The organism is Paenibacillus sp. P2(2022), assembly GCF_029522175.1.
In the GTDB taxonomy this organism is placed as follows: Bacteria; Bacillota; Bacilli; order Paenibacillales; family Paenibacillaceae; genus Paenibacillus; species Paenibacillus polymyxa.
Window position 1 is genome coordinate 158374 of record NZ_JAKWFI010000008.1, and the last position, 26003, is coordinate 184376.

General features: G+C 42.0%; 20 protein-coding genes, 1 rRNA gene and 1 pseudogene. 18 read left to right on the forward strand and 4 right to left on the reverse strand.

What is annotated here, in order from left to right; genetic code table 11:
* Window positions 1-6 precede the first annotated feature (6 nt).
* The 6 genes and pseudogenes from MMB75_RS21555 (at window position 7) to MMB75_RS21580 (ending at window position 6362) form a co-directional block, all read left to right on the forward strand.
* Window positions 7-918: an EamA family transporter gene (locus MMB75_RS21555; protein ID WP_016819557.1), complete on the forward strand. Its 912-nt coding sequence runs from the start codon at window positions 7-9 to the stop codon at window positions 916-918.
* 46 nt (window positions 919-964) lie between these two features.
* A complete protein-coding gene (locus MMB75_RS21560; protein ID WP_277510617.1) occupies window positions 965-1426 on the forward strand; it encodes a nucleoside deaminase in 462 nt (153 codons plus the stop codon).
* A 154-nt stretch (window positions 1427-1580) separates the two neighbouring features.
* The gene (gene deoB, locus MMB75_RS21565) at window positions 1581-2771 is read left to right on the forward strand and encodes a phosphopentomutase (RefSeq protein WP_277510620.1); all 1191 of its coding nucleotides are present in this window, start codon (window positions 1581-1583) and stop codon (window positions 2769-2771) included.
* Window positions 2772-3098: 327 nt separating this feature from the next.
* Complete coding sequence (locus MMB75_RS21570) at window positions 3099-4355, forward strand: nucleoside permease (protein WP_277510623.1); 1257 nt, start codon at window positions 3099-3101, stop codon at window positions 4353-4355.
* Between the two features lie 409 nt (window positions 4356-4764).
* Complete coding sequence (locus tag MMB75_RS21575) at window positions 4765-5745, forward strand: aldo/keto reductase (protein ID WP_277510625.1); 981 nt, start codon at window positions 4765-4767, stop codon at window positions 5743-5745.
* Between the two features lie 88 nt (window positions 5746-5833).
* A pseudogene (locus MMB75_RS21580) lies at window positions 5834-6362 on the forward strand (aldo/keto reductase).
* Window positions 6363-6401: 39 nt separating this feature from the next.
* On the opposite strand, the gene MMB75_RS21585 reads toward MMB75_RS21580, so the two are convergent.
* Window positions 6402-6836 carry a MerR family transcriptional regulator gene (locus MMB75_RS21585; RefSeq protein ID WP_016819563.1) on the reverse strand — a complete coding sequence of 145 codons (435 nt, stop codon included), beginning with the start codon at window positions 6834-6836 and terminating at the stop codon, window positions 6402-6404.
* Between the two features lie 253 nt (window positions 6837-7089).
* Here MMB75_RS21585 and MMB75_RS21590 point away from each other — a divergent pair, with 253 nt between their 5' ends.
* The 4 genes from MMB75_RS21590 to MMB75_RS21605 all read left to right on the forward strand — a co-directional run bounded on the left by MMB75_RS21590 (window position 7090) and on the right by MMB75_RS21605 (window position 10947).
* A complete protein-coding gene (locus MMB75_RS21590) occupies window positions 7090-8100 on the forward strand; it encodes a zinc-binding dehydrogenase (protein ID WP_277510627.1) in 1011 nt (336 codons plus the stop codon).
* Window positions 8101-8756: 656 nt separating this feature from the next.
* Entirely contained in the window at window positions 8757-9266 is a 510-nt protein-coding gene (locus MMB75_RS21595; protein WP_277510629.1) for a hypothetical protein, read from the forward strand.
* Window positions 9267-9651: 385 nt separating this feature from the next.
* The gene (locus MMB75_RS21600) at window positions 9652-10386 is read left to right on the forward strand and encodes an SDR family NAD(P)-dependent oxidoreductase (RefSeq protein ID WP_277510632.1); all 735 of its coding nucleotides are present in this window, start codon (window positions 9652-9654) and stop codon (window positions 10384-10386) included.
* 132 nt (window positions 10387-10518) lie between these two features.
* On the forward strand, window positions 10519-10947 hold the full coding sequence (locus MMB75_RS21605; RefSeq protein ID WP_025363945.1) for a MarR family winged helix-turn-helix transcriptional regulator: 429 nt from the start codon (window positions 10519-10521) through the stop codon (window positions 10945-10947).
* Window positions 10948-11016: 69 nt separating this feature from the next.
* On the opposite strand, the gene MMB75_RS21610 is transcribed toward MMB75_RS21605, so the two are convergent.
* Together MMB75_RS21610 and MMB75_RS21615 are read right to left on the reverse strand one after the other, a co-directional pair.
* On the reverse strand, window positions 11017-11991 hold the full coding sequence (locus tag MMB75_RS21610; protein ID WP_025363946.1) for a bile acid:sodium symporter family protein: 975 nt from the start codon (window positions 11989-11991) through the stop codon (window positions 11017-11019).
* Between the two features lie 84 nt (window positions 11992-12075).
* Window positions 12076-12957, reverse strand: a complete 882-nt coding sequence (locus MMB75_RS21615) for an AraC family transcriptional regulator (RefSeq protein ID WP_277510638.1) — start codon at window positions 12955-12957, stop codon at window positions 12076-12078.
* Window positions 12958-13206: 249 nt separating this feature from the next.
* Between MMB75_RS21615 and MMB75_RS21620 the strand changes: the two genes are divergently transcribed.
* Both MMB75_RS21620 and MMB75_RS21625 read left to right on the forward strand, forming a co-directional pair.
* A complete protein-coding gene (locus tag MMB75_RS21620) occupies window positions 13207-14493 on the forward strand; it encodes a cellulase-like family protein (RefSeq protein WP_277510639.1) in 1287 nt (428 codons plus the stop codon).
* A gap of 78 nt (window positions 14494-14571) precedes the next feature.
* Window positions 14572-16929 carry a beta-galactosidase gene (locus tag MMB75_RS21625; RefSeq protein WP_277510641.1) on the forward strand — a complete coding sequence of 786 codons (2358 nt, stop codon included), beginning with the start codon at window positions 14572-14574 and terminating at the stop codon, window positions 16927-16929.
* 119 nt (window positions 16930-17048) lie between these two features.
* Here the strand turns inward: MMB75_RS21625 and MMB75_RS21630 are convergent, their stop codons facing one another.
* Window positions 17049-18032, reverse strand: coding sequence for a glycoside hydrolase family 5 protein (locus MMB75_RS21630; protein WP_016819573.1), 984 nt, complete (start codon window positions 18030-18032; stop codon window positions 17049-17051).
* Between the two features lie 499 nt (window positions 18033-18531).
* Here MMB75_RS21630 and MMB75_RS21635 point away from each other — a divergent pair, with 499 nt between their 5' ends.
* The 6 genes from MMB75_RS21635 to MMB75_RS21660 all read left to right on the forward strand — a co-directional run.
* A complete protein-coding gene (locus MMB75_RS21635) occupies window positions 18532-19095 on the forward strand; it encodes a 5' nucleotidase, NT5C type (protein ID WP_016819574.1) in 564 nt (187 codons plus the stop codon).
* Window positions 19096-19221: 126 nt separating this feature from the next.
* Complete coding sequence (locus tag MMB75_RS21640) at window positions 19222-20016, forward strand: Nif3-like dinuclear metal center hexameric protein (protein ID WP_277510644.1); 795 nt, start codon at window positions 19222-19224, stop codon at window positions 20014-20016.
* A gap of 81 nt (window positions 20017-20097) precedes the next feature.
* Window positions 20098-22440, forward strand: a complete 2343-nt coding sequence (locus tag MMB75_RS21645) for a glycoside hydrolase family 2 TIM barrel-domain containing protein (protein ID WP_277510647.1) — start codon at window positions 20098-20100, stop codon at window positions 22438-22440.
* Between the two features lie 155 nt (window positions 22441-22595).
* A complete protein-coding gene (locus tag MMB75_RS21650) occupies window positions 22596-23261 on the forward strand; it encodes an ArsR/SmtB family transcription factor (protein WP_016819577.1) in 666 nt (221 codons plus the stop codon).
* A 121-nt stretch (window positions 23262-23382) separates the two neighbouring features.
* Window positions 23383-24666 (forward strand): MFS transporter, encoded by a 1284-nt coding sequence (locus MMB75_RS21655; RefSeq protein WP_277510652.1) that lies wholly within the window; start codon window positions 23383-23385, stop codon window positions 24664-24666.
* A gap of 722 nt (window positions 24667-25388) precedes the next feature.
* Window positions 25389-26003: ribosomal RNA gene (locus MMB75_RS21660) — 16S ribosomal RNA — on the forward strand; the annotation flags it as partial.

A 26003-nucleotide genomic window follows, 5' to 3' on the forward strand; every position in this document is an offset into this window, starting at 1 on the left:
GAGGTTATGAAAGGGTATATATATGTCATATTAGGTGCAATTTGTTATGGTTTATTATCGACTTTTGTGAAATTAGCCTATAAAGATGGTTATATCGTGAATGATGTTGTTGGAATACAGCTCCTCTTAGGATCGATATTATTATGGGGCGGAGTGCTGGTTACTAAAGGCACGAAGAGTACAAAACAGAAGAAGTTTGTAACGCCAGGTAAAAGGGAAATAATATTATTAGTTACCGTAGGGGCTACAACGGGGCTTACAGGAATGTTTTATTATCTCTCACTTCAATATATTTCAGCTTCTTTGGCAATTGTACTCCTTTTTCAGTTTACATGGATCGGTGTGTTGCTAGAGGCAATTTTCAATAGAAGAATTCCTGAAAAAGGAAAGCTACTATCCATCATTCCTTTACTTATCGGAACGATAAGCGCAACTAATATTTATTCAACTGGAATTTCAGCCGTTCATTGGCTTGGCTTTTTGTATGGTCTGCTTGCAGCATTATCTTATTCTATTTTTATGATCGTTAGTGGTAGGGTCGCCGTTCAAGCAAATCCGATGATGAAGACAGCTTTCATGACTACCGGAGGCCTCATCGTTTGTTCGATCATTTTACCTCCAACGTTTTTAACAGACGGAAAGCTTTTATTACAACTGGCTGTACAATACGGGTTTGTTTTAGCTTTTGTCGGTCCCTTCCTCTCCACACTGCTTTTCTCTAAAGGTGTTCCGTTAGTGGGATCAGGAATAGCATCAATATTAGGTGCAATGGAGCTTCCAACAGCCTTATTAATGTCTGTCTTTGTCCTGAATGAGCACATTGGTGTTCCGCAATATGTAGGGATCGTTCTTATCTTAATTGGAATATCATTACCAAAATTACTGAAAAAAAGTAAAAAGGACATCTTAACCATTTGAAACGTCCTTAGATGGATAATAATCATAGATTAGGGAGGAATATGGAATGACAAACAAAGATGAACTCTTTATGAAAAAGGCAATTGAGGTTGCTCTACAATCCCGAAATGAAGGAAATGAGCCCTTTGGTGCAATTTTGGTCAAAGGGGAAGAAGTCGTAATGGTTGGGGAAAATAAAATTAATACGTTTTGTGATCCAACACATCATGCAGAAATTGGTTTAATCCGGAAATTTTGTTCTGAAAACAATGTATTTGATTTGAGCGAATACACTTTGTATACAAGTTGTGAACCTTGCGTTATGTGTTCGGGCGCCATGGTGTGGTCTAATCTGGGCAAAATAGTATACAGCGTATCACATGATCAGTTAGCTGAAATCGCTGGGAGCAACATCATGATCGCATGTAATGAAGTATTTGAGAAAAGCCCTCAAAGACCTGAACTGGTTGAACAAATACTCAACGAAGAAGGTTTAAAAGTCTTTGATGGATACAAATTTTCTCATTAAATAACTTTTTAAAAATATGAGAATCTATGAATTCATTGGGCAACTTCACTGGATAGTGAAGCTGTCCTCTTTTATGTATCGTTTTACTGCTTGAAATCTAAAAAATAATGCTTCAGATAAAACAAAGGTGCGTGTTGAGAGGAGAGATTGATATATGAATAAACGATTTCAACGAATTCATTTAATTGTCCTAGATTCAGTTGGTATTGGAGAAGCACCGGATGCTGCGGCTTTTGGAGATGAGGGGTCTGATACGTTGGGGCATATCGCAGAAAAAATGAATGGACTGTATATGCCTAACATGGCTGCACTTGGATTGTCCAACATTAAAGAAATTCAAGGAATACCGAAAGCTAATCACCCAGCGGCTTTTTGGACCAAAATGCAGGAAGCCTCTAACGGGAAGGATACGATGACAGGGCATTGGGAGATCATGGGGTTACGTATAGACGTCCCCTTTCAGGTGTTTCCGTATGGTTTCCCTGCCGCTTTGATTGAAGAACTTGAAATCAAATCAGGGAGAAAAATCATCGGAAATAAACCTGCCAGCGGCACTGAAATATTAGATGAGCTTGGGGAGGAGCATATGAAAACGGGGGCTTTGATCGTTTACACATCAGCTGATTCCGTTCTGCAAATTGCTGCTCACGAAGAGATTGTACCGCTGGATGAGTTATACAATGTCTGTGAAATGGCACGTGAAATGACCAAAAACAGTGATTATATGGTTGGCCGAGTCATAGCTAGGCCGTTTGTAGGGGGGCCGGGACAGTTTAAACGAACGGCTAACCGGCATGACTATGCACTGAAACCTTTTTCCCGGACGGTCATGAATGAATTAAAGGATGCTGATCTGGATGTGATTGCTGTAGGGAAAATTTCAGATATTTATGATGGGGAAGGCGTTACTGAGGCGATCCGAACGGTATCCAACATGGATGGAATGGACAAGTTTATTCAAGTTGCACAAAAGGATTTTACGGGCTTGTCTTTTTTAAACCTGGTTGACTTTGATGCCCTTTTTGGTCACCGCCGAGATCCGCAAGGGTATGGCAATGCACTGGAGGAATTTGATGCCCGGTTGCCAGAACTGCTAGAAAAGCTTACCGAGAAGGATCTGCTTATATTGACTGCGGACCACGGAAATGACCCGGTTCATCACGGAACCGATCATACACGTGAATATGTGCCGCTACTCATCTACTCCAAAGCGTTTATGGAAGGCCGAGAGCTGCCTCTTCGCAAAACGTTTGCAGACATTGGAGCATCCGTTGCTGACAACTTTGGGGTCAAACTGCCAGACCAAGGTACCAGTTTTATGCATGAATTAATGATAAAAAGATAAACGTTGTAGCTTGCTAATCCAGCACTTGGATTAAACGAATTAAACCAAATAACTTCCGCTTCTACGGAGGTCATTTGGTTTGAAAAAAACAAACTTTTATTATTTTATGTAAAAAGTATAAAATTAATATGTATATTATAAGTCATTTATTATGAATAATTCATTACTTTTTATAAAATATATATTTAGTTCTTTACTTTAATGACTTTACCTATTACACTATGAATAACAAAATGTAAGCCTTTCCAAGTGTGTCCGACAGAAGAATCGACGGAAGAGTAGTAACACAACAACTTGAATATTCAAGCTCAAAAGGGGACAGGAAAAATGGCAATGAAAACACGGCTTAGAATAATGAATTTCTTTCAGTTTTTCATTTGGGGATCATGGCTTGTTACGCTAGGCTCGTATATGATCAATACATTACATTTTACGGGCGCACAAGTTGGAATTGTTTATAGCTCAAAAGGATTAGCCGCGATCATCATGCCTAGTCTTGCAGGCATTATTGCGGATCGTTGGATTAAAGCCAACAGATTATATGGAATATTCCATGTTCTAGGTGCGATTTCTTTATTTATAGCAGCACACATTTCAGATCCAATGACTATGTTTTGGGTGATATTTTTCAATTCGTTGGTTTACATGCCAACAAGTGCTTTGACAAATGTTATATCATACGTTGCGCTTGAGAAAGCGGGATTGGATACAGTAAAGGATTTCCCACCAATTCGCGTTTTTGGAACAATCGGGTTCATTATTGCCATGTGGGTAGTTAGTCTTAGCGGATTTGAGTTGAGCAACATCCAGTTATATATAGCTGCGAGTATCTCGCTCTTGCTAGCCCTATACTCACTTACGCTGCCTGATTGCCCAACCTCTAACGAGAAGAGAGAAAAGTCATGGATTAGTCTTTTAGGCTTGGATGCGTTTGTACTGTTCAAACAGAAAAGAATGGTTATATTCTTTCTTTTCTCAACACTTCTAGGTGTTGCCTTGCAAATAACCAATACATTTGGTAATCCGTTTTTGCATGATTTTGGACTGAATCCTGAATTTAAAGATAGCCTGGTCGTACAGTATCCATCTATTTTATTATCAGTATCACAGATTGCTGAGGTGTGTTTTATCCTTGCCATCCCATTCTTTTTACGTAACTTTGGAATTAAAAAGGTTATGCTCATTAGTATGGTGGCTTGGACATTACGTTTTTTATTTTTCGCATATGGTAACCCATCTGGTGTGGGATTCACTTTCCTTCTGTTATCCATGATTGTGTACGGCTGTGCATTTGATTTCTTTAACGTCTCTGGAGCCATCTTTGTAGAAAAAGAAGTCGATCCTCGTATTCGCGCAAGTGCGCAAGGCTTATTTTTAGCCATGGTTGATGGAATCGGAGCGTATGTAGGCGCCATCGCAAGTGGAAAGGTTGTAGATTATTTCACAGTGGATGGTGTGAAAGATTGGCAAAGTATCTGGTTGACCTTTGGAGCATATACACTCGTACTTGCAGTTGTTTTTGCTATAAGCTTCAAATATAAACATGATCGAAATGCTATAAAAGATGTAACTACAGGCCATTGAAATCAATAATGAAAGAAGGTTAATGTTTTTCTGCATTGCTGTTTATGATTTTAGCTCTTTATTTCATATTTAAAGGAAGCAAAAGATCGAATGAAGTGAAATTGGCTTCAGATCAGGGCAAGATATTTATACAACAATAAAAGAAAAGCTTGGTGAGATGGCGAGCCTTTATCTGTTATGAACAGTGAGGGGCTCGCCATCTGTATAAAAGCACACCGTATGTTCAAACATATTAAGCCGTTGGGTTGCATCATGCCATTGTATACATATAAGTCCTGCTGACAAAAATTTTAAAGAAACTGACTCAAACGTATTGACTTCGAGTTACACGAAGATGGTAGGCTACTACTTATAAACAACATACTGCACTCATTAACACACCATTTTATTGTAAAGTGAGGTCAATTCAATGGAATTTGTGAAGCTTGGAAATACCGGTTTGGATGTATCACGGCTTTGTCTCGGCTGTATGGGGTTTGGCGATGCGAAACGTTGGGTTCACCAATGGGTACTTGATGAAGAGAGTAGTCGCCCGGTTATTAAAAAAGCGCTTGAGCTTGGCATCAATTTCTTTGATACGGCTAATGTATACTCTCTTGGAACAAGCGAAGAAATTTTGGGACGCGCGCTCAAGGATTATGCCAGCCGGGATGAAATTGTAATCGCAACGAAAGTTCATGGACGTATGCATCAAGGACCTAATGGCGCCGGTCTTTCTCGCAAGGCCATCATGAGCGAGATCGATAAAAGTCTGAAACGGCTAGGTACTGATTATGTAGACCTGTATCAAATTCACCGTTGGGATCACAATACGCCTATTGAGGAAACGATGGAAGCCTTGCACGATGTAGTGAAGGCAGGAAAGGCCAGATACATTGGGGCATCCGCTATGTATGCTTGGCAATTTCAGAAGGCTTTGCATGTTGCCGAGAAAAATGGATGGACTCGGTTTGTATCCATGCAGAATCACTTGAATCTCATTTACCGTGAAGAGGAGAGAGAAATGCTTCCATTGTGCAGGGAAGAAAAAATCGGTGTAATTCCATACAGCCCGCTTGCATCGGGAAGATTGACCCGTGATCCGGAGGAAACAACCTATCGATCTGAAACCGATGATATTCAAAAATCAAAATATGATGCAACAGCAAATGCCGACCGATGGATTGTGGAGAGGGTTGCGAACATTGCAGAAAAACATGGTGTTCCCCGCGTACATATTGCACTTGCCTGGTTGTTGCAAAAAGCACCGGTAACTGCTCCTATTATCGGTGCTACAAAAATATCTCATCTTAAAGAGGCTGTAGCTGCACTTACTGTGAAATTAACAACGGAAGAAGTAGCATTCCTGGAAGAGCCGTATGTGCCGCACTCTATTGTTGGTTTTAATTAACTGACATAGGTTGAAAATTGCTGTTTTGGCATAGCAAAATTTAAATACCTGATAGAAATGATGAAAAACTACTTTCCGGGAGGTTTATATGCAAAAAGTAATACTGAACAATGGTGTTGAAATGCCTATCATCGGTTTTGGAGTATATCAGATTAAAGATGCGAATGAATGCGAACAAAGCGTTTATGACGCTCTTATGGCAGGCTATCGTCTAATCGATACCGCTGCGGCTTATCAAAACGAAGAAGCAGTTGGCAGAGCTATCTAAAGGTGCCACACTTATGAAGGAATACAATGTACAGATTGAGTCTTGGGGGCCTTTTGCAGAAGGCAGAAATAATATGTTCCATAATGGAGTGTTGGTGTCACTGGCTGAAAAGTATCAAAAATCCGTGGCTCAGGTGATTTTACGCTGGTTAACACAAAGAGAAGTCGTCGTAATTCCAAAGTCCGTCCATAAAGAAAGAATCATTGAAAACTTCAATATCTTTGACTTTGATTTAAGCATAGAGGATATGGAGACAATTGCTGCATTAGATATGAAACAAAGCAGCTTCTTCTCACACAATGATCCGGAAATCGTAAAAGCGCTTGGTACGGCCCGATTTGAGATTTGATGCTATCATTCTATTACAAAAAGTCGACGCAGAAACCTCCTAACAAGTCTTCAATGGGCAGGATGTGATCGGCGTTTCTTTTGACCAATAGGCAGGATTGGTATCATCCGGGATCACTTGATTTATAATGTCACGGTAGTGCTCTTCTTTGTTGGTAATAAATTCTGCCATAAATTTTACTTCTTCTAATTGAGCTAGAACCGCTTCTTTTTGCTTGCGTATTATTTCATAACGTTCCTCAATGGTTGCATCGCCTTCCAAACATAGGTCTACATATTTTTTGATGTCTTCGACGGACATACCACACTTTTTTAAGTTTTTTGCACCTGTAAGCCAGTGTATGGAATCGTCATTAAAAATACGGTTATTGTTTTTATCACGCTGTAAACCTGGAACTAATCCTTTATCTGTATAGAAGCGAATGGTGTGTACAGTTAAGTCAAGTAGTTCTGCAACTTCTTTCACAGTATACATGTTACCTCTCCCCAATTTCATGTTGAATGAAGCTATTTAAATTATTATTTCCTTCGTGTTACTCGAAGGTGATGGTTTAAATAATACTTTAAGCTTCGATAATTGTAAATTCCGAATACAGAACAAAACTTTTTAACATTGTTGACTTCGTGTTACTCGAAGGTTGTATGATTTTAATTGTTTGGGGCTAAGATGATTTGATATTTAAAAACGAATGACAAAAGCCGAGGGTAAAAGGGATGAGTAAAATTATATGAAAGTAATGATGTTAAGAGAATTTGGCGGACTCAACCAACTGAAGCTGGAAGATGTAGAAACGCCTATACCTGGTTCGAAAGAGGTTGTCGTGCGATTAAAAGCAGCAGCTCTTAATCGCCGGGATTTGCTAGTCATACAAGGCCGATATCCGGGGACCAAGGTACCTGCTATTCCCGGCTCTGACGGCGCAGGGGAAATTGTTGCGGTTGGAGATGAGATTTATGATGTCTCAATCGGTGATGAAGTGATCATCAATCCAGGTTTGAACTGGGGCAACGATATGAACAAAAAAAGGGCTGAATTCACAATTCTCGGCGTTCCTACTAACGGAACGTATGCCCAATATGTAAAGGTACCAGCGGAAAGTGTCTATTCAAAGCCGTCCCATTTATCTTGGGAAGCAGCAGCAGCGCTCCCGCTCGCCGGTTTGACCGCCTACCGTGCTCTCGTGACGAAAGGCAAGGTAAAGAAAGGCGAAACCGTTCTGATCCCCGGCGTTGGTGGAGGTGTAGCTACCTATCTCGTTCAGTTTGCAGCCGCACTCGGAGCTGAGGTTTACGTGACATCCAGCAAAGAAGAAAAGATCGAAAAAGCAAAAACATTGGGTGCAACCGGAGGTGTCAACTACACAGCAGATGATTGGGTGGAGAAATTGGAGAAACTAACTGGCGGCATTGATCTATCCGTCGACAGTATTGGCGGCGAGGTGTTCAATCAACTGCTGTCACTTGGCAAAATCGGAAGTCGAATCGTCAGCTTCGGGGCGACGAGAGGTCCGATTCCGAATCTGCTTCTACCCAATATGTATGTGAAAGAAATCTCGGTGTTAGGCTCAACGATGGGAAGCCAGCAAGATTTTGCTGATATGGTCAAACTCATAGAAGAACACAAGATTGATCCTGTTTTGGACGAGATTTATCCGCTGGAGGAAGTGACCGAGGCACTGTTCAGAATGGAAAAGGGAGAAAACTTCGGGAAAATCGTTTTGACCATTCCACAAGATTAACGAGAGCATGGAGTCACCAATTTCTGAAGAATAAGGGCTATGACGTCGTACGTAAATAAGCAGTCACTTCCAAAGATGAGTCGATAGGCTCGTCTTTTTTGTTTGATGATTCAAGTTCTCATCTCAGGCGTGGACAAGAAATAATCCAACACCATACAACCGGCTCCTTGAGCCACAATATTGTAAGCTTCAGTGGACTTAATGATTTGAACATGACTATCAGGATAACATTGTAATCGATCCTGTGCTGTTTTAGCTGCTACCTCAAAAAAACGCGGTTTTGGTACTATAATAAGCCGCGTCCTCAACGACTTCTAAACAAAGCACATGTTTTGCTCTAAAAAAGAGTATGAGCCGTATAGGGAAAGTCCCTTTCTTTTATGAAAGACCTGGATGAGACTAAGCGGAATTGTGTTCAATGAAATAAAAAAAACTTTGCCAATGAGAGTGTAGAAGCGACATGGGGGAAAATACGTAACTTTCCTAATCTAGTAGTGGAAACAATCGAGTCTGTAGACGCTTTTGTTAAGGGGGATGCAGTTGTTTTAGTTAATCGACAAACAAACGAGATATTGACTTTCTTTAAAAAAAAAAGGAGATCGTTTATCAAGTAAGTTAAAATCAGAATTAGATTTGATTAGAGAGTGAGGACGACTATGAATAACTATATAATATCTTTTACAAAAAAGTTTGATTATTTTTTCGAGCAAAAAGAAATCTCAAATATTATTTATATACATGATGAGGATGATAATGAGAGATTAGACCATGTCCTTTTCCTTGAGAAAGGTGATGGTAATGTTATAGGCTTATATATAAGAGGCATGAATCCGTTGATCTCAGTGAATAGAATTTACGATTTGGATGATTTTAACTTATTTGCAAGTTATGAAGGATTGATTGAATCTAAAGAAAATATTAAACTCAGAGTAGAATATATAGGTTTGTTTTTTAGTACTCAATACAACGAATTATTGGGTTTCTATTTGGCGAATAACGATGTATCTAGTTCTATATTTATATTATTTTCACAAGATGAAATTTATGTGGAAAAGGATTGTAGTAAATATGAGGCTAGTAGGGCGCTTGAGAAAAGGTTTTCGACTGAAGGTTTTATAACATACGAAAAAAAATGTGAGACTGACTGGAAAAAAACAAACTTCTAATCGGAAAAAATTAAGTATATGAGCCTAAGCTTCGCTCTACTCAGAAATAATATTTTAGATTCCTAATATTGGACAGTGTTTTAAAATCGAAATAATATAATTGAAAAGATCACTGAACACAAGAATATAAACACATAAAAAAAGCTGTCGAGAAAGTTTCTCGATACTCTGAGCACCGGAGAAATCTCCGGTGCTTTTTATTATTCGAGAGCGATAATATTACTCCTTTCTACATAGCAACTAACCATATGGCTGGGATAAAGCAGCAGTTGTATGTTGAGTATAAAAGGAATATAATTTAGATATCTAATATTTAGATATCTAATTAAAATATCTGAATAAATAAGATTTGAGTAAATTGATAATGATAAAAGGAGATATCAACATGAATAGACTGGCAGGTAAAATTGCTATAATCACAGGCGGAGGATCAGGGATAGGAGAACGGATGGTCGACCTCTTCAGTGAGGAGGGAGCTGTAGTTATTGCTGCAGACATCAATGTTCAAGCTCTTGAACGGGCTAGTAATAAAACGAATGTGTACGGAATGAAACTGGATGTTTCTTCTGACGAGGATTGGAAGGCTCTTTCCGCAGAAGTGAACAATAAATTCGGTAAAATTGACATTTTGGTTAACAATGCAGGAATAACTTCTGAGAAAGGATATCAGGATATCGACCTAAATGACTGGCATAAATTAATGTCGATTAACGGGTATGGACCGTTTGCAGGTATTAAGCATGTAGCCCCGTATATGGCTGCCCAAAAGAGCGGCGCTATTATTAATATTTCTTCTTACACCGCTCAAATCGGTCAGGGATTTAATCATTATTCCGCTTCAAAAGGTGCTGTACGTGCTTTGTCGAAGGCTGCGGCAACAACGTTCGGCCGGTTTGGGGTCCGTGTAAATACGCTTTTTCCGGGCATTATTGAGACACCAATGACTGAAGCCCTTAGCACATCTAAAGAAATGCTTACCCACTTAATTCAAGCGACTCCATTGCAGCGACTTGGTCGACCTGATGATGTAGCTAACGCTGCTTTGTTTTTGGCTTCTGACGAGTCTTCATACATTACGGGATCGGAGCTTGTTATTGATGGCGGTTTTTCTGCTCAATAAAATTAGAATTCACTTTACAGGGGAATGGGTATATGCCTGACCTTCTTTCAGTAAAGAATGACTTTTATACAAGCCCCCTATACAATATAGGGGGCTATTACTTCATTTGAGAAAGCAGGTTAAAGAGTATTAATGAAAGAACAAAATATATTTACGCTGATTCATGCTATGGACCAGGTTACCAATAACCTATTAATTAAGTGGAATAAAATGTTTAATGAGAATCTAGGGGTATCACATATCCTTATTCTTTCGTACTTAAATAGTTACGGAAAGTGCCGCCCTTCTGATCTGGCCAGGTTATTGGGGCTAACTCCTCCGACATTAACCCATCTATCTGGAAAGCTTGTAAAAAAGGAGTTGGCTGTACGAGTGGCGGATGAGGAGGACCGGCGGATTGTGTACCTGCAAATAACTGACGCTGGTGTCGGAATGCTAAATAAAGCGCAGGAAGACGGACGACAGCTTAGAAGAGAACTATTTGAAAACCTAACTGAAGAAGAAAGAGAGGCCTTGTTGTCTGTTTATGAAAAACTAAATAAGGTCATGAGTGAGGATTGATACAGGTAATCATAAAAAAGCCGCCATGTTGGCGGCTTCTTTTTATTAATAATTGTAACCGCTCCGACTTTAGGAAGCAGAGAGCGTACTGCGCTTATTCTTAGCGTTGGCGCGGTCGCGGCGGCTCAGCAGAAATCCGACCAGAGATGCTGTGGATTGCTGAAAAATCATTCCGAGTACAACGGGCAGTGCTACGGGAGCCGGGAAGTAGGTGATGGCTAGCACAGCCCCCGCGCTAATATTGCGCATGCCGCCGTTGAAGACCAGCGCCGTTCGGTCTGCATTATTCCACCGCATCAGCCATGATATGAGGTAACCAATCGCATATCCAGTGGAGGCAAGGATAATGATGGAGAGACATACTCCGACAAGCTTGAGATTAAAGTCAACCAGGTAAGGTGCGATGACAGATCCGTTAATCATGACGACCAGAGCCATAGCTAGCTTGGAGAACGGGCCCAGCCGAGGCCCCCACACCTGCTTAATCTTTCCTTTGGTCCATTCGTTCAGCACCATGCCAATTAATGAAGGAACGACAATCATCCAGAACAGGCTTTGCATCATTGCCCAGGTGTCGAGCTGGACATTCGCTCCGATCAGCAGGGACATAATGCCGGGCACAGCGAACGGGGCCAAAATTGTATCGATTAGAATGATCGCCAATGTAAGGGCTGTATTGCCTTTGTAGATATTAACCCAGACGAAGCTGGAAATGCCAGTAGGGATAGCTGCACCAAGAATCAGTCCAGTAATCGTATAAGGATCGTCACTGAAAGCCAGATGCCCAAGCAGCATGGCGAGCAGCGGCATGGCTAGGTGAAGAATAAACAGACAGGCGATCAGCGGACCCGGATGCTTGATTACATGGATAAAATCCTTGAACCCCATGCTGATGCTGCCCGCGAAGGTCATGAAGGCAAATAGCCAGGGAGAAAGCTCAGTATATTGGGACAACGGCGTACCGATCAGGACGCCGATTAGAATGCTGATGGGTGTGATTAGCGGCATAGCTGAATTGAGTCTACGATTCAACGTTAGGAGCATACAAAACTTCCTTTTTTGTACTTAAGTATAGACCTTGCCCCTTGATCCGTAAATGATCCGTGTAGGGGGAAGATCATCTATGGATCAGCCCTTTAAATTATTTCGGTACGCCAGAGGAGAGCAGCCCATTATTTTTTTGAATAGCCTGGAGAAGTAATAAGGGTCCCTAAAACCGAGTTGTATGCTAATTTCTTTAATAGAAGCATTCGTTAAATCCAAAAGCTGACTGGCTCTTTGAATTTTCATTCTTAAATAGTAATCGACAGGGGAATACCTGGTTGATTGCTTGAATATTAGGTTTAAATGCTGCTTGGATACCTGAACATGCTGGCTAAGCTCATCAAGCGAAACGGTGGATTCCAATTGTTCGCCCATATAACGTATGGCCTTATCGACATGGCTCTGGTACGTGCTGTCTTCCTTGCGAGCTGCAACGGATACAACAAAACTCAGCAGATAGCGGATGGTTTGCGACACTTGAACTAAATGTATCATGGAGTATGATTTGTTCAGTAAAAGGTCGTAACACTGATGAAATAGCTCCAGCAGTTTGATTTCATCACTAACAGCCAGCGAAATATACATTTTAAACGGCTCAAACAAATCCATAAAATCATCCATTTGATCCCCTTTAAGATGAAACCAGTAAATTGTCCATGGATCTTCATCGTCAGCCCCATAAGCATGCGGCATGTCCCTAGGAATGTACGCAAATCTTCGCTCTTTCAGGACAATGGTTAGGTTATCCTTGGTTCGTATCCAGCCTTTTCCGCTCGCACAGTAAATGAATATATGAGAGTCGCAGCCATTTGTTCTTTCACGAAAATGATGACGGGCATGGCTAAAGCAGCCTATATCCGTAATATATAAATCTTTCGTAAGCGGATTCATTTTTAATTTTTTCAGCATATAGGGAGGAAGGACATATACCTTTTTACGTTCAAAATCATCGGCTTTTTTAGTCATAATCTATTTATCTCCCAGCCGTAGGCGGCTCTAATGATGAAATACGTATATAGTCCATCATAAACAGTGGATTGTCAATTGTCTGTAATATCGCTAACTTGTAAGCTTTGATATAAGAGCGATTATGAGGGAGTGATGAATTGAAAATGAAGGTAACCGGTCAGATTGAACAGGCTGTAGAAGGGCTGCGGAAGGCTTGTAGATTAAGGAGCATTGAACCCTATGGACTGGGGCTGGGAGGGAAATCACATGAGTAATCTGATGAGAAATGTACCGCGTAAATTGACGATCACGATGTGGGACTTCTCTTGGTATACCATGACACAGGAGGGGGAGCCCTACAGCGACCTGGCAGCTCGTTTTCAGGAAGCGGTCGAAAGAGGCTACAATACGATCCGAATATGCGCTATGCCCTTTATGTTGTTTACGGTGGATGGCAAACGCCCAGGTTCATTGGAGTTTGCGAGTCTTGGAAAAGTGGGCCAGCGTACGCGCTGGTATAACTGTCGCGGCGGTGCAGTGCTGGATGGGCATGCTCATTTGCTCGAACTGTTTAGACAGGCAAAGGCTCATAATTGTTACATTATATTATCCTCTTGGGAATATCAGCAGAGTCCGACCTTCCTGGCCCATGCTGAGCTTAGAGATGAATTAGCTGCGATCCCACCTAAGGAAAGATTCATGACGATTGCAAAATCAATGGATCAGTTGATTCGTTTTGTTACAGCAGCAGGCTATAGGGATCAGATTATCTATACAGAGTTACATAACGAAGTGGAGTTTGGGCAGTTAAACGCTGTCGGAACGTCTGAAGGCATAGCGGAAACAAACATACCAGCGCTTATTGAAGCAATGCAGCCTTACGTAGAAGAAGCGATTGAATATCTTCGCCAAAGCCATCCAGATATTATGATGACAGCCAGCTATACGTTAAATGAAGCCTACCCCAAAGCTTACGTCGCGCGCAATATGCAGGTGGCCCATTTTCATCTTTATATTAAAGGGGTGCTGAATGAGCTGATGGAAGCGGCGGGGCTTGATGATGAGTTGGCGACATTCCCCAATTCATTCGTCCAATCTCTATTGAGGGAAGATGCTCCTCCATTCGCAGAGTGGGACCTGCCCACAGAGCAGAAATGGCGGATGGAGGGCAATCCCGTTGGGATGAGGCTTATCTATTTACACGACTGGGTAGATCCGGATCAATGGGATTTATTTTTGTACGATCGGTACGGAGATCATAAAATGGCCATGTTGCAGAAGGCCGACTCCCGGTTGGAAGAGATTCATGAATGGACTCGTCATTCCGGTATTCCAATTGTCATAGGAGAAGGATATGTAGGCTATACACCCCTGCATGCCCAATTTGAAGAAGGCCCAGTCGGTAAATATATAGCTGAATATGTGTTGCGAAAAGGGATGGCACTGGGGTTCTGGGGAATGACCCTCTGCTCCAACTGTGCTCCGCATCATCCGTTCTGGAATGATATAGCCTGGCAGCGCAAGTGGAACCAATTTATCCTAAATTCAGATTAGAGGTTCCTTCCTAGACAATCTATTGTCTCTGAGATAGCTGGTGTCATTCAATATGAACGATTGAGGGGAGTGAACTTTATGAGAAACTATCGAATTACGGTCCAAGATGATCATAAGCATATTGTGAAAGGCCAACTCAGACTTGGCGGCACCAATCCAAAGGGAGAACAAATCGGATTCACCAACTATTTTATGGAGAAGGATGGAGAGCCTTTTTTCGGGATTTGTGGTGAATTCCATTATGCACGCTATGATGAACGCTGTTGGGAAGACGAAATTATTAAAGTAAAAATGGGTGGCGTCAATATCATTGCGACTTATGTTTTTTGGAATCTACAAGAAGAAGTCGAAGGTATTTTTAATTGGAGTGGGAACAAAAACCTCCGCTATTTTATTGAGTTATGTGGCAAACATCAGCTCTATGTCATTATCCGAATCGGACCCTTCAATCATGGCGAAATCCGAAACGGCGGTATACCGGATTGGCTATTCGGCCGCCCATTTGAGGTTCGTTCTAATGATGAGGGATATTTGTTTTATACGAGAAGAATGTATAACGAAATCGGTATTCAGGTTCAAGGGTTGTTATATAAGGAGGGTGGACCGATCATCGGCACCCAAATCGAAAACGAGCATCATCATTCCTCTGCTCAGTGGGGATTGACTGTAGGAATTAATGATATGTGGTTAAACTCTGGGAGTGACGGTAATTCGCATATGTTAAAACTTAAAGAAATAGCTCTGGAAGCGGGGATTGATACTCCGATCTATACATGCACAGGATGGGGAGGAGCGGCAACGCCTGTTCCTGATATGCTGCCCTTATGGGGCGGATATGCCTACTGGCCGTGGATCTATTATGAAGAGGGACGGTTGGAGGGGAAGGATGAGCATCCTGCGACACCGGAATACATTTTCCGAGACAAGCATAATAACAAGATTCCGAAAAGCTACAATTTTGAGCCCCTATACGCCCCGGAAGACTATCCGTACGCTTGCTGCGAAATGGGTGGCGGTATGGTTCAGTTTTATAAATACCGGTTTGTCTTTCCCTATCGCAGTGTTCCAGCGATGACTGTCATGAAGGTTGCAGAAGGCTGTAACCTGATCGGATACTATATGTATCATGGGGGTTCCAATCCGCGAGGTAAGGTTAACCCGTTCACAAACGATATGGCTACACCTAAAATATCCTATGATTTCAATGCCATGATTGGAGAATTCGGTCAAATAAGGGAGTCATACCGAAGAACAAAGCTACAGCATTATTTTCTTTCAATGTTTCAAAAGCAATTCTCTCTGACGAAGACTATTCTGCCAGAGGACACGTCCCCAATGGACCCTTATGATGTGGATACCTTACGATATGCGATTCGCTCCAGTGCCGGGGCGGGGTACCTGTTTCTAAATAATTTTCAGGACCATGTTGAAAATTACGACCTGTGCAATTTCAATGTAAGCATTGAGCTGCCTGAGGAAACGATTGTAATCCCTAGTCAAGGTGAACTGACATTAGAACGGGATAGCTTCGCTATTTTGCCTTTTAACCTCAATTTGGATGGAATAAAGCTCAAATATGCAACAGCCCAGCTGATAACAAGGCTAGAAGAGGATGGAGAAATATATTATTTTTTCTTTGTACCAGACGGGATGAAAGGAACGTATGCATTGGAGTCAAAAGATATCATCCGTGCCACAATCGACAAAGGTTTGATAGAACAATTGGATGGGAATACGATCATTCAGGTTGCTGAAGAAGAAGAGAGTCTCATCCGTTTGGTATCTGAAAGTGGCCAAAAAGTCGCCATCTATACGATGACTGATGAACAAAGCTTGGAGTTTTGGAAGGTCAACCTGCAAGGTCGGGACAGGGTTATCTTTACAAGTGCCAATTTACTTGTATCTGGAGCAGAGATAAGACTGGAATCAACAGATCAGGAGACTGTAACACTCAGTGTATTCCCGGATTTTGACGACTCAATCACATCCATATCCGGTGGAGAGTTGCTTGCAACAACAGAAAGTGAATTATTTACAACGTATCAGTTAAGAGTTTCAAAGAAAGAAATACACTTCCATCTGAAAAGGGTGAATCATGATAAATTCGTCCTTGATTTTGAAACAAATGCCCTTGATGGGATCAAAGAGGCTCTGCTGCGTATCAATTATACGGGAGATATCGGTTATGCATTTATTGATGGCGAACTCATTCACGATAATTTCTGCAACCATACGACCTGGGAAATAGGTTTGAAGTCATTTGAACATCGGCTCATCGAGCGAGGGATGTACGTATATGTTTCTCCAATTCGAAAGGGCAGGGTTGTAAACAGCAATACAACCATGGCTGGCTGGAAAGAGACAACGGAGGAACGAATCGCGAACATTGGCGCGGTCAGCATAGTGCCTGTGTATGAAATCAAAATCACTGTATAACCCAGAAAGTGTAAGATCAGAGACGCTCAGCGAGTGCTTTTAGTACGAAGTATAAAAAAACGTAATAGCTCATGGTGGTTCAACCATGAGTCTATTACATTTATTTTCCTATATTGCTATTAGTAGATACCGGCTTTTTTCGATGTTTCTTTGATACCGTTGGTTCCTTCTACCACAGTGCGGCCCCAATCGGTCAGATTGCCGTTAGGTCCTGTTACAAGATCAAGATAAGAAAGGTTGGAGCTATTACCGTACCAGGACCAAGCTAACCAGCCTATGCCTTTGGATTGGCCGTATCTCATGATTTCTGTCTCGTCGACGTCTGCTCCCTGGTGGTAACCGCCAAATTCACCAATAATCAGAGGGAGTCCTTGATTCAGAACGTTATCAATATTGGTTCGAACAGTTTGAACATCTTTACCAGCGAACTCATACATATGGATGGAGAATACCGTATTCTTCAAAGAATCAGCTGCAAATACAGACTTACCGAAGTCATTGATAGATTGAGGATATTGCCCCCAACCAGCACAATCGACGATGAGCGTATTTTTAATACCTGCGTTTCTCAGCTTGGGAATCGCTTGCTTATACCCATCTGCCCAGCCGCCTCCATTCCAAGAGCCATACCATTCGTTCGCAATGTTCACGATAACCCGATCTTCTTTGCCGATCAGGGCATCTTTTATGCTAATCCAGTAATTCACAGCCGCATCCAAAGACGCATAGTCGTCTTTACCCGTAGCGTCATGAACCTCAAGTACAGGAATCATTTTATAACTTGTTACTAGGGAGATAATATTTTTTACGGAATTTATGTCATCCTTGGTGTATTGTGTTCCGTTAGAAAGGACAATCCGAACGGTATTAGCACCTGTCTTGGCAATGGCTGGGATGGCAGTATAAAGATCGTTTTTGTACCAAGTGTGAGCATGATTGACGCCTCTCATAACGAACGGCTTGCCTGTAGAGTCATACAATTTGGTACCGCTTACATAAAAACCTGAAGCAGCTTGCGCCTTGGAGAAGAATCCCCCCAAACCAATCATGATAAGCAGACCAGCGAGTCCAGACAATAATGCTTTTCTTAACAATGTTTTCACTTTTATTCCTCCCTAAATATATTATTCAACTTCCTGCTATATAGAGGTGGAGTAGGGGGGCAAGTATGTAAATAGCAGTAAGCTAAACACATTATTAAGCGCTTTCATTTTTGTTATTAGTTATTTTTCGTTATTCTACCATTTGTGTTTTTGTTATTCAATTGATTTTTTTAATTTTTTTTTTTTGTTTTCGGATCATATCTGTATAGGTTTCTTATTGAAGTGTAATTTATAAAGGTTTTATTATAACTTTTCTCTCTATTATGATATGTTTACTTGATTTTTCTGTAGGATAAGTTAGCTAAAAATAATAAAATAAAACCTAACTATTTTGATGATTGATTTGTTGGATATAAACCAACCTAACGATATGTTTGGTTAGCTATCAGTAGTTATGTGAGGAACCGATAGTATAGCTTCATGCCAAGCTTCACCCCAGTATTAAATTATTGTATGATATTCTCGTAATACTTTTACCAGAATGAATAGGGGCAAGATGATGAGAAAACCAATCATAGCAGTCGATATGGACGATACGATCTGTCATCTCGTCAAACGGGCTATATACCATAACAATAGTGAATTTCCCACTCATCCGCTTCGTTATGAAGAAATGTTAGATTGGAACACCGATCATCTACGTCATCCCAAAAGCACACATGATGTATTTTATGGACGACCGGGTTTGTTTGAGGAACTTGAACTGTATGACGAGTATGTCGTAGAAGAAATGGAGAAGCTTTGCAATGCTTTTGATGTCATTATTGTGACAGCGGCAGAACCAAAAACCGTCGTGGAGAAATGGAATTGGCTTCAAAGGCATATGCCATTCATTCCGATTGAGAACTTTTTCCCATGTAAACGAAAGAATCTGATTAACTATGATCTCCTGATTGATGATGGTCCTCATAATTTAGTGCCTGCACTGCAGGAGGGGAAGCAGGTGCTTTGTATTCCTCATCCGTGGAATATGAAGGCAAGAGAGCAATATGAGTTCCCGGTCATGGCATCTTGGCAAGGAGCAAAAGAACGAATTGACTCCATTTTGGGAGTTCTGAAATAAAAAAATAGATGCATTCGTAAAACAGCTGGCTCACTTGGAGCTGGCTATTTTGCTAGAAATAATAGACCCCAATATAGAATAAAATGGTACAATTGATACATATTTTTCATGGGGAGGGATACGTGTATGACCATGACTATGGGGCAGATGGTGAATCATCTGACAAAGGGAATAGACATACCCAATACGACCGTAGATCTGCTTAACCCAGAGCTCAGGGATATTGAGATTCAAGGAATTGTAACCGCTTTCTGTGCATCGCAATATGTGATAGAACAAGCTATTTCGTTTGGCGCGAATTTTATTATTACGCATGAAGGTATGTATTATAGCCATCACGGTATCCAGGAATGTTTACTACATGATCCTGTCTATTTGCACAAATCTCGCCTGGTCGCCGACTCAGGCGTAGGGATTTATCGTTTTCATGACACCATACACCGTTATCAGCCGGATGGAGTGATGGTTGGACTTCTTCAGGCGCTTGACTGGCACGCCTACGTTGTAAAACAGCAGCCTGCTTCCGCCATTTTGGCTATTCCAGCTATGGAAGTTAAAGAGATCGCTGAATATATAAAAGCCAAACTTCATATTCGTTATGTACGAGTAGCTGGCGAGGTATCCATGCCGTGTGAACGAGTGGGAATCTTAGTCGGATATAGGGGAGGTGGTGAACTAGCCATACCATTATTTCTACATGAAAATGTAGACCTGATCATTGCTGGTGAAGGGCCCGAATGGGAAACACCGGAATATGTGAAAGACGCTGTCTATCAAGGGCAAAATAAAGCACTTATCATGCTGGGACATGCTGAAAGTGAAGCACCTGGTATGAAGTATCTTGCTGAAACACTTTCCGTCCAATTTCCAACGCTCCCCGTCTACTTTGTTGAGGATCGCCCTGTGTTTGAAATATTGTAAGAGAGAACATACCTATGCTGATGATCATCCCGCACTGTTGTTTATATCCGTTCATCTACTTTATGAAATGGAGGCAAGATAATGGGAAGCAGAGTGATTATGCCGTTCAGAACGGACTGGAAATTTATAGAAGGCAATTACACAGGCGCTGAGAAGACAAACTATAACGATGGGCATTGGCAGGACCTTCATATCCCTCATGATTGGAGTATTGAAAAGTCCTTTGATCCACATATGCTGTATGGCGGCAATCAAGCTTATTTGCCCAGGTGGTCTGTTGGGTGGTACAGAAAGCATTTTAATGTGAAGCCCTCCTCTCCAAAACAGCGCGTATACATACAATTCGATGGCATTCACAGTAATAGTGAGGTTTGGCTCAATGGGCATTTTGTGGGCAAGCGGCCCTATGGGTATGTTAGCTTTCAATATGATTTGACTCCATATATTCGGTGGGACGAGGATAACGTAATTGCGGTCAAAGTGGACAATACGCTTCTTCCGCCTGACAGATGGTATTCGGGGGCCGGTATTTATCGTAATGTGTGGCTGATTTATACGGATTATCTTCACGTAACCGAATGGGGAACTACTATTACCACACCTGAAATTTCGCCAGATGAAGCCAAGGTGAGTGCCAGAATCAAGATCAGCAATCACCATGAGCATGCCGTAGAGTGTACGATTAAGACTGAAATACTGGATTCACAGGGACAACTAAAAGGAAAAATTGAAAACCGAGTAGCTCTTGCGGGCTTTGAAACAGAGGAAATTGAGCAGAGAACGAGAGTTATAGAACCAGAATTATGGTCACCGGACAACCCGGTGCTCTATGAAGCCCAAACGACGATCTATTGCGACAATACTGAGGTGGATCGTTATCGTATCCCTTTTGGCATAAGAGAAGTGATCCTCGAATCTCAAAAAGGATTATTGCTAAATGGAAGCAGCTTGAAGCTGAAGGGAGTGTGCATTCACCATGATTTAGGCTGTCTAGGGGCTGCTTACCATGATACGGCCATGAAGAGAAGGCTGGAGAAGCTGAAGGAAATGGGCTGCAACTCAATCCGTTTTGCGCATAATCCTATGGCGCCCGAATTATTAGACTTATGTGACCATATGGGTTTCTTGGTGGTGGACGAGGCTTTTGACAAATGGAAATCTCTTTCCTATGAGCATATATATGATGAATGGTGGGCAAAGGATCTGCAGGCCATGCTTGTTAGAGACAGAAATCATCCTAGTGTTTTTATGTGGAGCGTTGGTAATGAAGTGGAGAACCAAGGTCAACCGTCCATGCTAAACATGTTGGAGCAGCTCGTTGCCTTTTGCCATGAAAAAGATCCAACCCGGCCTGTTACCTGCGCGCTTGAGCCGCATAATACACCGATCAGCTTGCGTGATGGTTCGATTGAGGCCAAGGTGGAGCATACCAAGCTGCTGGCCCAACGAGTGGATGTACTGGGGCTGAACTATCAAGAACAGTGGTACGAGCACTATAGAGCGGCCATGCCGGATACGCTTATCCTTGGAACAGAGACGTTCCCATATTATCGGGGTAAAGATAACCGGGTTAAAAGTTATTTGCCCCTGAATCCCTGGTTTGATGTCGCTAATCATGATTATGTGATTGGTCAATTTGTTTGGAGTGGAATCGACTATTTGGGAGAAACAAGCTACCCCTCCAAAGGGTGGTCCTCCGGCCTGATTGACACGTGTGGGTTTCGCAAACCTGTATCTTATCTCCAGCAAAGTCTTTGGTCTGATCAGCCAGTTGTGCACATAGCCGTATTTAATGAGCATATGAAATCGGAGTATAATCCGACATGGACAATGCACTGGAAATCGCCAGCTATGGAAGATCATTGGACATTTCCAGAATACGCAGGAAAACTGATACGATTGGTTACCTTTACCAACTGCGAGAGCGTAGAATTGATCGTGAACGAGGAATCATACGGTAAGAGAAAGTTGGCTGATTACCCTAATCATTTAATCCTATGGGAGCTCCCCTATACACCAGGCAAAATTCGGGCTATAGGCCGCAATGGAAATCAGCAGGTTTGTGAACATGAACTGACTACCGCCGAGTTTCCTTATGCTCTAAAAATGGAGGCTGATCGGGGGACTCTACCTGCTGATGGGCAAGAGATATCTCATGTGGAAGTAACCGTTATCGATCAACACGGGATCGTTGTACCTAACCGGGATGTTGATTTGAGCTTTGAGCTGCATGGTGATGGCCGTATCCTTGGAATAGACAATGGGGATCTCACCAGTGATGAACCTTTCAAGGGAAAAGGAAGACGAACACACAGAGGAAGGTGTCTTGTAATAGTACAATCCGGGAATGTAGCTGGTGAACTGTTGCTACAAGCCTCAGCAGATGGGGGATTACAGGGAGGAATCAGCTTGAAAGTGGAATAAAGGAGAAAATGAATTTTTGCCAGCTCTTGCAGCTGGCTTTTTTGCGTGAAAACTGAATATATTTCAGAATTGACATGAAAAAAAGGAAGATTTATAATTCTGTTATTAATATTAAAGTAATTAATTGAATAGTTTAGTGAATGGGGTGTTTAATAGTGAACGAACGAGATTTCAAAGATGGACTTTTCACCGAATACGCACGGATCGGAAAATGCTTGTCCAGCCCGAAAAGGTTGGAAATTCTTGATATTCTCATACAAGGACCCAAATCAGTTGAAGTTCTTTCTAAAATGACTTCGATGTCCGTTGCCAATGTTTCTCAGCATCTACAAACTCTATATCAGGCTAAGTTGGTTCAATCCAAAAAGCAAGGAAACTTTGTCTATTATGAACTTTCTGACTCATCTGTTTTGCACTTTTTAAATTCATTGTATGACCTGTCTGAAAAGCAGTTAATTGAAGTTCAACACATTAAAGAGCAATTTTTGGGTCAATTCTCAGATGTTGAAGGAGTCACAATGGAAGAGTTGGCAATGCGGATGGAAAAAGGGGAGGTCACACTTCTTGATGTACGGCCGCGAGATGAATATGAAACTGCTCATATACCGGGAGCTGTTTCCGTTCCAATTGAAGAATTAGCGGAGCAGTTATCTCTGTTGCCAGCCGACTCGAAGATTGTGGCTTATTGCAGAGGCCCGTATTGCTTAATGGCGGTTAGGGCTATTGAATTGTTGCAAGCTCATGGCTTCAAAGCTAGACACTTGGATAAGAGTGTTCACGATTGGAACGACTTTATTCTTAACGAAGTGACAGGATCATGAAGCTTGGAATGTTTTTCGTTCTGCAAATGTAGCTTGTCGAGTGGGCCGATAAGACCGTCGCTTTTTGATGAAAAAAATAGATAACTGTTCTGTAGGGAATCAGGGGAGGATGTTAGCCTTAATGAATTTGACGAATGCTTCGCAGAAGAAGCAAGCGCTTATCAATTCCTATGTGGAATCTTCAGATAAGCAAAGAAAACTGTATCGTCGTACGCTTATCACCGTTATTTTCTCTCAAATTTTTGGAGGCGCTGGACTGGCTGCCGGAGTAACCGTTGGTGCGTTGTTGGCGCAAGATATGCTGGGCACGGATAAGTTTACGGGGATTCCTACAGCATTATTTACACTTGGATCAGCGGTTGCAGCACTCCTCGTCGGTCGGTTTTCCCAAAGATTCGGCCGACGAATGGGATTGGGACTTGGTTTTATCGCAGGGGGAGTTGGGGCGGTTGGTGTCGTTGTTGCAGCTCTTATGAACAGTATTACCCTGCTTTTAATTTCCCTTCTTGTTTATGGATCGGGAACGGCTACAAACTTGCAGGCTCGTTATGCCGGTACAGATCTCGCAAATTCAAAGCAGAGAGCAACAGCTGCGAGTATGGCTATGGTCTTTACAACGATCGGAGCGGTAGCCGGTCCCAATTTAGTTAACGTTACGGGAGAGTTTGCGCTATCCATTGGAGTTCCCAGTTTAGCGGGACCTTTTCTTTTAGCGGCTGTAGCCTATACATTAGCAGGCATAATATTATTGCTACTTCTTCATCCAGATCCTTTATTGGTAGCCAAAGCAGTTGCGAATCAGACAGCACCAGGAAGCCAGTCGAATTCTGATTCTGAGGCTACTCGTGATGGCAGAAAAGGAATTACTCTTGGCGCTTTAATCATGATAATAACTCAAATTGTCATGGTTGCGATTATGACGATGACTCCCGTACATATGAAGCATCATGGACATGGACTCGGCGAAGTAGGATTGGTCATCGGTTTTCATATTGGCGCTATGTATCTTCCGTCCTTGGTTACGGGTATTCTTGTCGATAAGATTGGTCGTATAGCGATGGCGATGGCTTCAGCTGTAACGCTACTTCTCGCTGGCGTAGTAGCTGCGCTGGCTCCCACTGATTCAATGGTTATGCTTATTGTGGCGCTTTCTCTTTTAGGGATAGGGTGGAATTTTGGACTGATTAGCGGAACCGCTTTGATTGTAGATTCGACAACAACATCTAATCAAGCTAAGGTACAGGGATCGGTGGACGTACTTATTGCTTTGGCAGGAGCTTCGGGAGGAGCACTGTCCGGGATGATTGTAGCAAATTCAAGCTATTCCATACTTTCTTATGCGGGAGGAATTCTGACACTGGCGTTACTTCCTATCATGTTATGGATACGTCCAAAGAGAGCATAGACTAGCAAAAAACGACCATTTGGTCGTTTTTTTGTGTTTACCTGACTGTCAGGGGGAAGGAGCTTGCATGAAAATCGAATAGAGAAAGTCCTCATTTCATAATTTGCACAGGCTTCTATCTTAAAACTACACAGTTTAATTGCCCTTCCTACTATTAATATATTTTTGTAGGAACGGTGAGGCGCTACTAGGAACAAGTGGTGCACAAGCTAGAGCAGGCAAAAGCATCTACCAAAACTAGATCGGGTCTGGCGATCTATCTAGATGCCCCAATACACTATAGCTATAAACCGAAATGCTAACGTTGCATAATTTACCTGTGGTAATCAGTAAAGCAAAATGGTATATTATTTGAGCTGACAACAAAACAGCCGTTTCAAAAAAAGAATAATTAGGGTGAAATGATTTTTATAAAAAAGAATAAAATAACCCTTGCATTTTTGAAATGAACATGATATGATCTTATAGCTGCTGAAAAACACAGCGAAAAAGAATTTGATCTTTGAAAACTGAACAACGAGTGAGTACGGATTTTATTTATAAAATCCAATGCTGAAATTTTGGTACATGCCATCTGGCTGTATGAAATGGAAGCAAAAATGAGATATTTTATCTCGTCAGTTTCAAAATGAGCTAATCGCTCTTTCTATATTGTTTCATCTTCGTTTCTTCTCCTTGGAGCGGATAAAGATGAAACAGGTTGACGTTACTTTGTAACGTCTTTAATGGAGAGTTTGATCCTGGCTCAGGACGAACGCTGGCGGCGTGCCTAATACATGCAAGTCGAGCGGGGTTAGTTAGAAGCTTGCTTCTAACTAACCTAGCGGCGGACGGGTGAGTAACACGTAGGCAACCTGCCCACAAGACAGGGATAACTACCGGAAACGGTAGCTAATACCCGATACATCCTTTTCCTGCATGGGAGAAGGAGGAAAGGCGGAGCAATCTGTCACTTGTGGATGGGCCTGCGGCGCATTAGCTAGTTGGTGGGGTAAAGGCCTACCAAGGCGACGATGCGTAGCCGACCTGAGAGGGTGATCGGCCACACTGGGACTGAGACACGGCCCAGACTCCTACGGGAGGCAGCAGTAGGGAATCTTCCGCAATGGGCGAAAGCCTGACGGAGCAACGCCGCGTGAGTGATGAAGGTTTTCGGATCGTAAAGCTCTGTTGCCAGGGAAGAACGTCTTGTAGAGTAACTGCTACAAGAGTGACGGTACCTGAGAAGAAAGCCCCGGCTAACTACGTGCCAGCAGCCGCGGTAATACGTAGGGGGCAAGCGTTGTCCGGAATTATTGGGCGTAAAGCGCGCGCAGGCGGCTCTTTAAGTCTGGTGT

Excerpts from the sequence above, each read along its gene's own strand:
- MMB75_RS21555 (WP_016819557.1), top strand. The coding sequence starts at position 7 with ATGAAAGGGTATATATATGTCATATTAGGTGCAATTTGTTATGGTTTA.
- MMB75_RS21560 (WP_277510617.1), top strand. The coding sequence starts at position 965 with ATGACAAACAAAGATGAACTCTTTATGAAAAAGGCAATTGAGGTTGCT.
- deoB (WP_277510620.1), top strand. The coding sequence starts at position 1,581 with ATGAATAAACGATTTCAACGAATTCATTTAATTGTCCTAGATTCAGTT.
- MMB75_RS21570 (WP_277510623.1), top strand. The coding sequence starts at position 3,099 with ATGGCAATGAAAACACGGCTTAGAATAATGAATTTCTTTCAGTTTTTC.
- MMB75_RS21575 (WP_277510625.1), top strand. The coding sequence starts at position 4,765 with ATGGAATTTGTGAAGCTTGGAAATACCGGTTTGGATGTATCACGGCTT.
- MMB75_RS21585 (WP_016819563.1), bottom strand. The coding sequence starts at position 6,836 with ATGTATACTGTGAAAGAAGTTGCAGAACTACTTGACTTAACTGTACAC.
- MMB75_RS21590 (WP_277510627.1), top strand. The coding sequence starts at position 7,090 with ATGAAAGTAATGATGTTAAGAGAATTTGGCGGACTCAACCAACTGAAG.
- MMB75_RS21595 (WP_277510629.1), top strand. The coding sequence starts at position 8,757 with ATGAATAACTATATAATATCTTTTACAAAAAAGTTTGATTATTTTTTC.
- MMB75_RS21600 (WP_277510632.1), top strand. The coding sequence starts at position 9,652 with ATGAATAGACTGGCAGGTAAAATTGCTATAATCACAGGCGGAGGATCA.
- MMB75_RS21605 (WP_025363945.1), top strand. The coding sequence starts at position 10,519 with ATGAAAGAACAAAATATATTTACGCTGATTCATGCTATGGACCAGGTT.
- MMB75_RS21610 (WP_025363946.1), bottom strand. The coding sequence starts at position 11,991 with ATGCTCCTAACGTTGAATCGTAGACTCAATTCAGCTATGCCGCTAATC.
- MMB75_RS21615 (WP_277510638.1), bottom strand. The coding sequence starts at position 12,957 with ATGACTAAAAAAGCCGATGATTTTGAACGTAAAAAGGTATATGTCCTT.
- MMB75_RS21620 (WP_277510639.1), top strand. The coding sequence starts at position 13,207 with ATGAGTAATCTGATGAGAAATGTACCGCGTAAATTGACGATCACGATG.
- MMB75_RS21625 (WP_277510641.1), top strand. The coding sequence starts at position 14,572 with ATGAGAAACTATCGAATTACGGTCCAAGATGATCATAAGCATATTGTG.
- MMB75_RS21635 (WP_016819574.1), top strand. The coding sequence starts at position 18,532 with ATGAGAAAACCAATCATAGCAGTCGATATGGACGATACGATCTGTCAT.
- MMB75_RS21640 (WP_277510644.1), top strand. The coding sequence starts at position 19,222 with ATGACCATGACTATGGGGCAGATGGTGAATCATCTGACAAAGGGAATA.
- MMB75_RS21645 (WP_277510647.1), top strand. The coding sequence starts at position 20,098 with ATGGGAAGCAGAGTGATTATGCCGTTCAGAACGGACTGGAAATTTATA.
- MMB75_RS21655 (WP_277510652.1), top strand. The coding sequence starts at position 23,383 with ATGAATTTGACGAATGCTTCGCAGAAGAAGCAAGCGCTTATCAATTCC.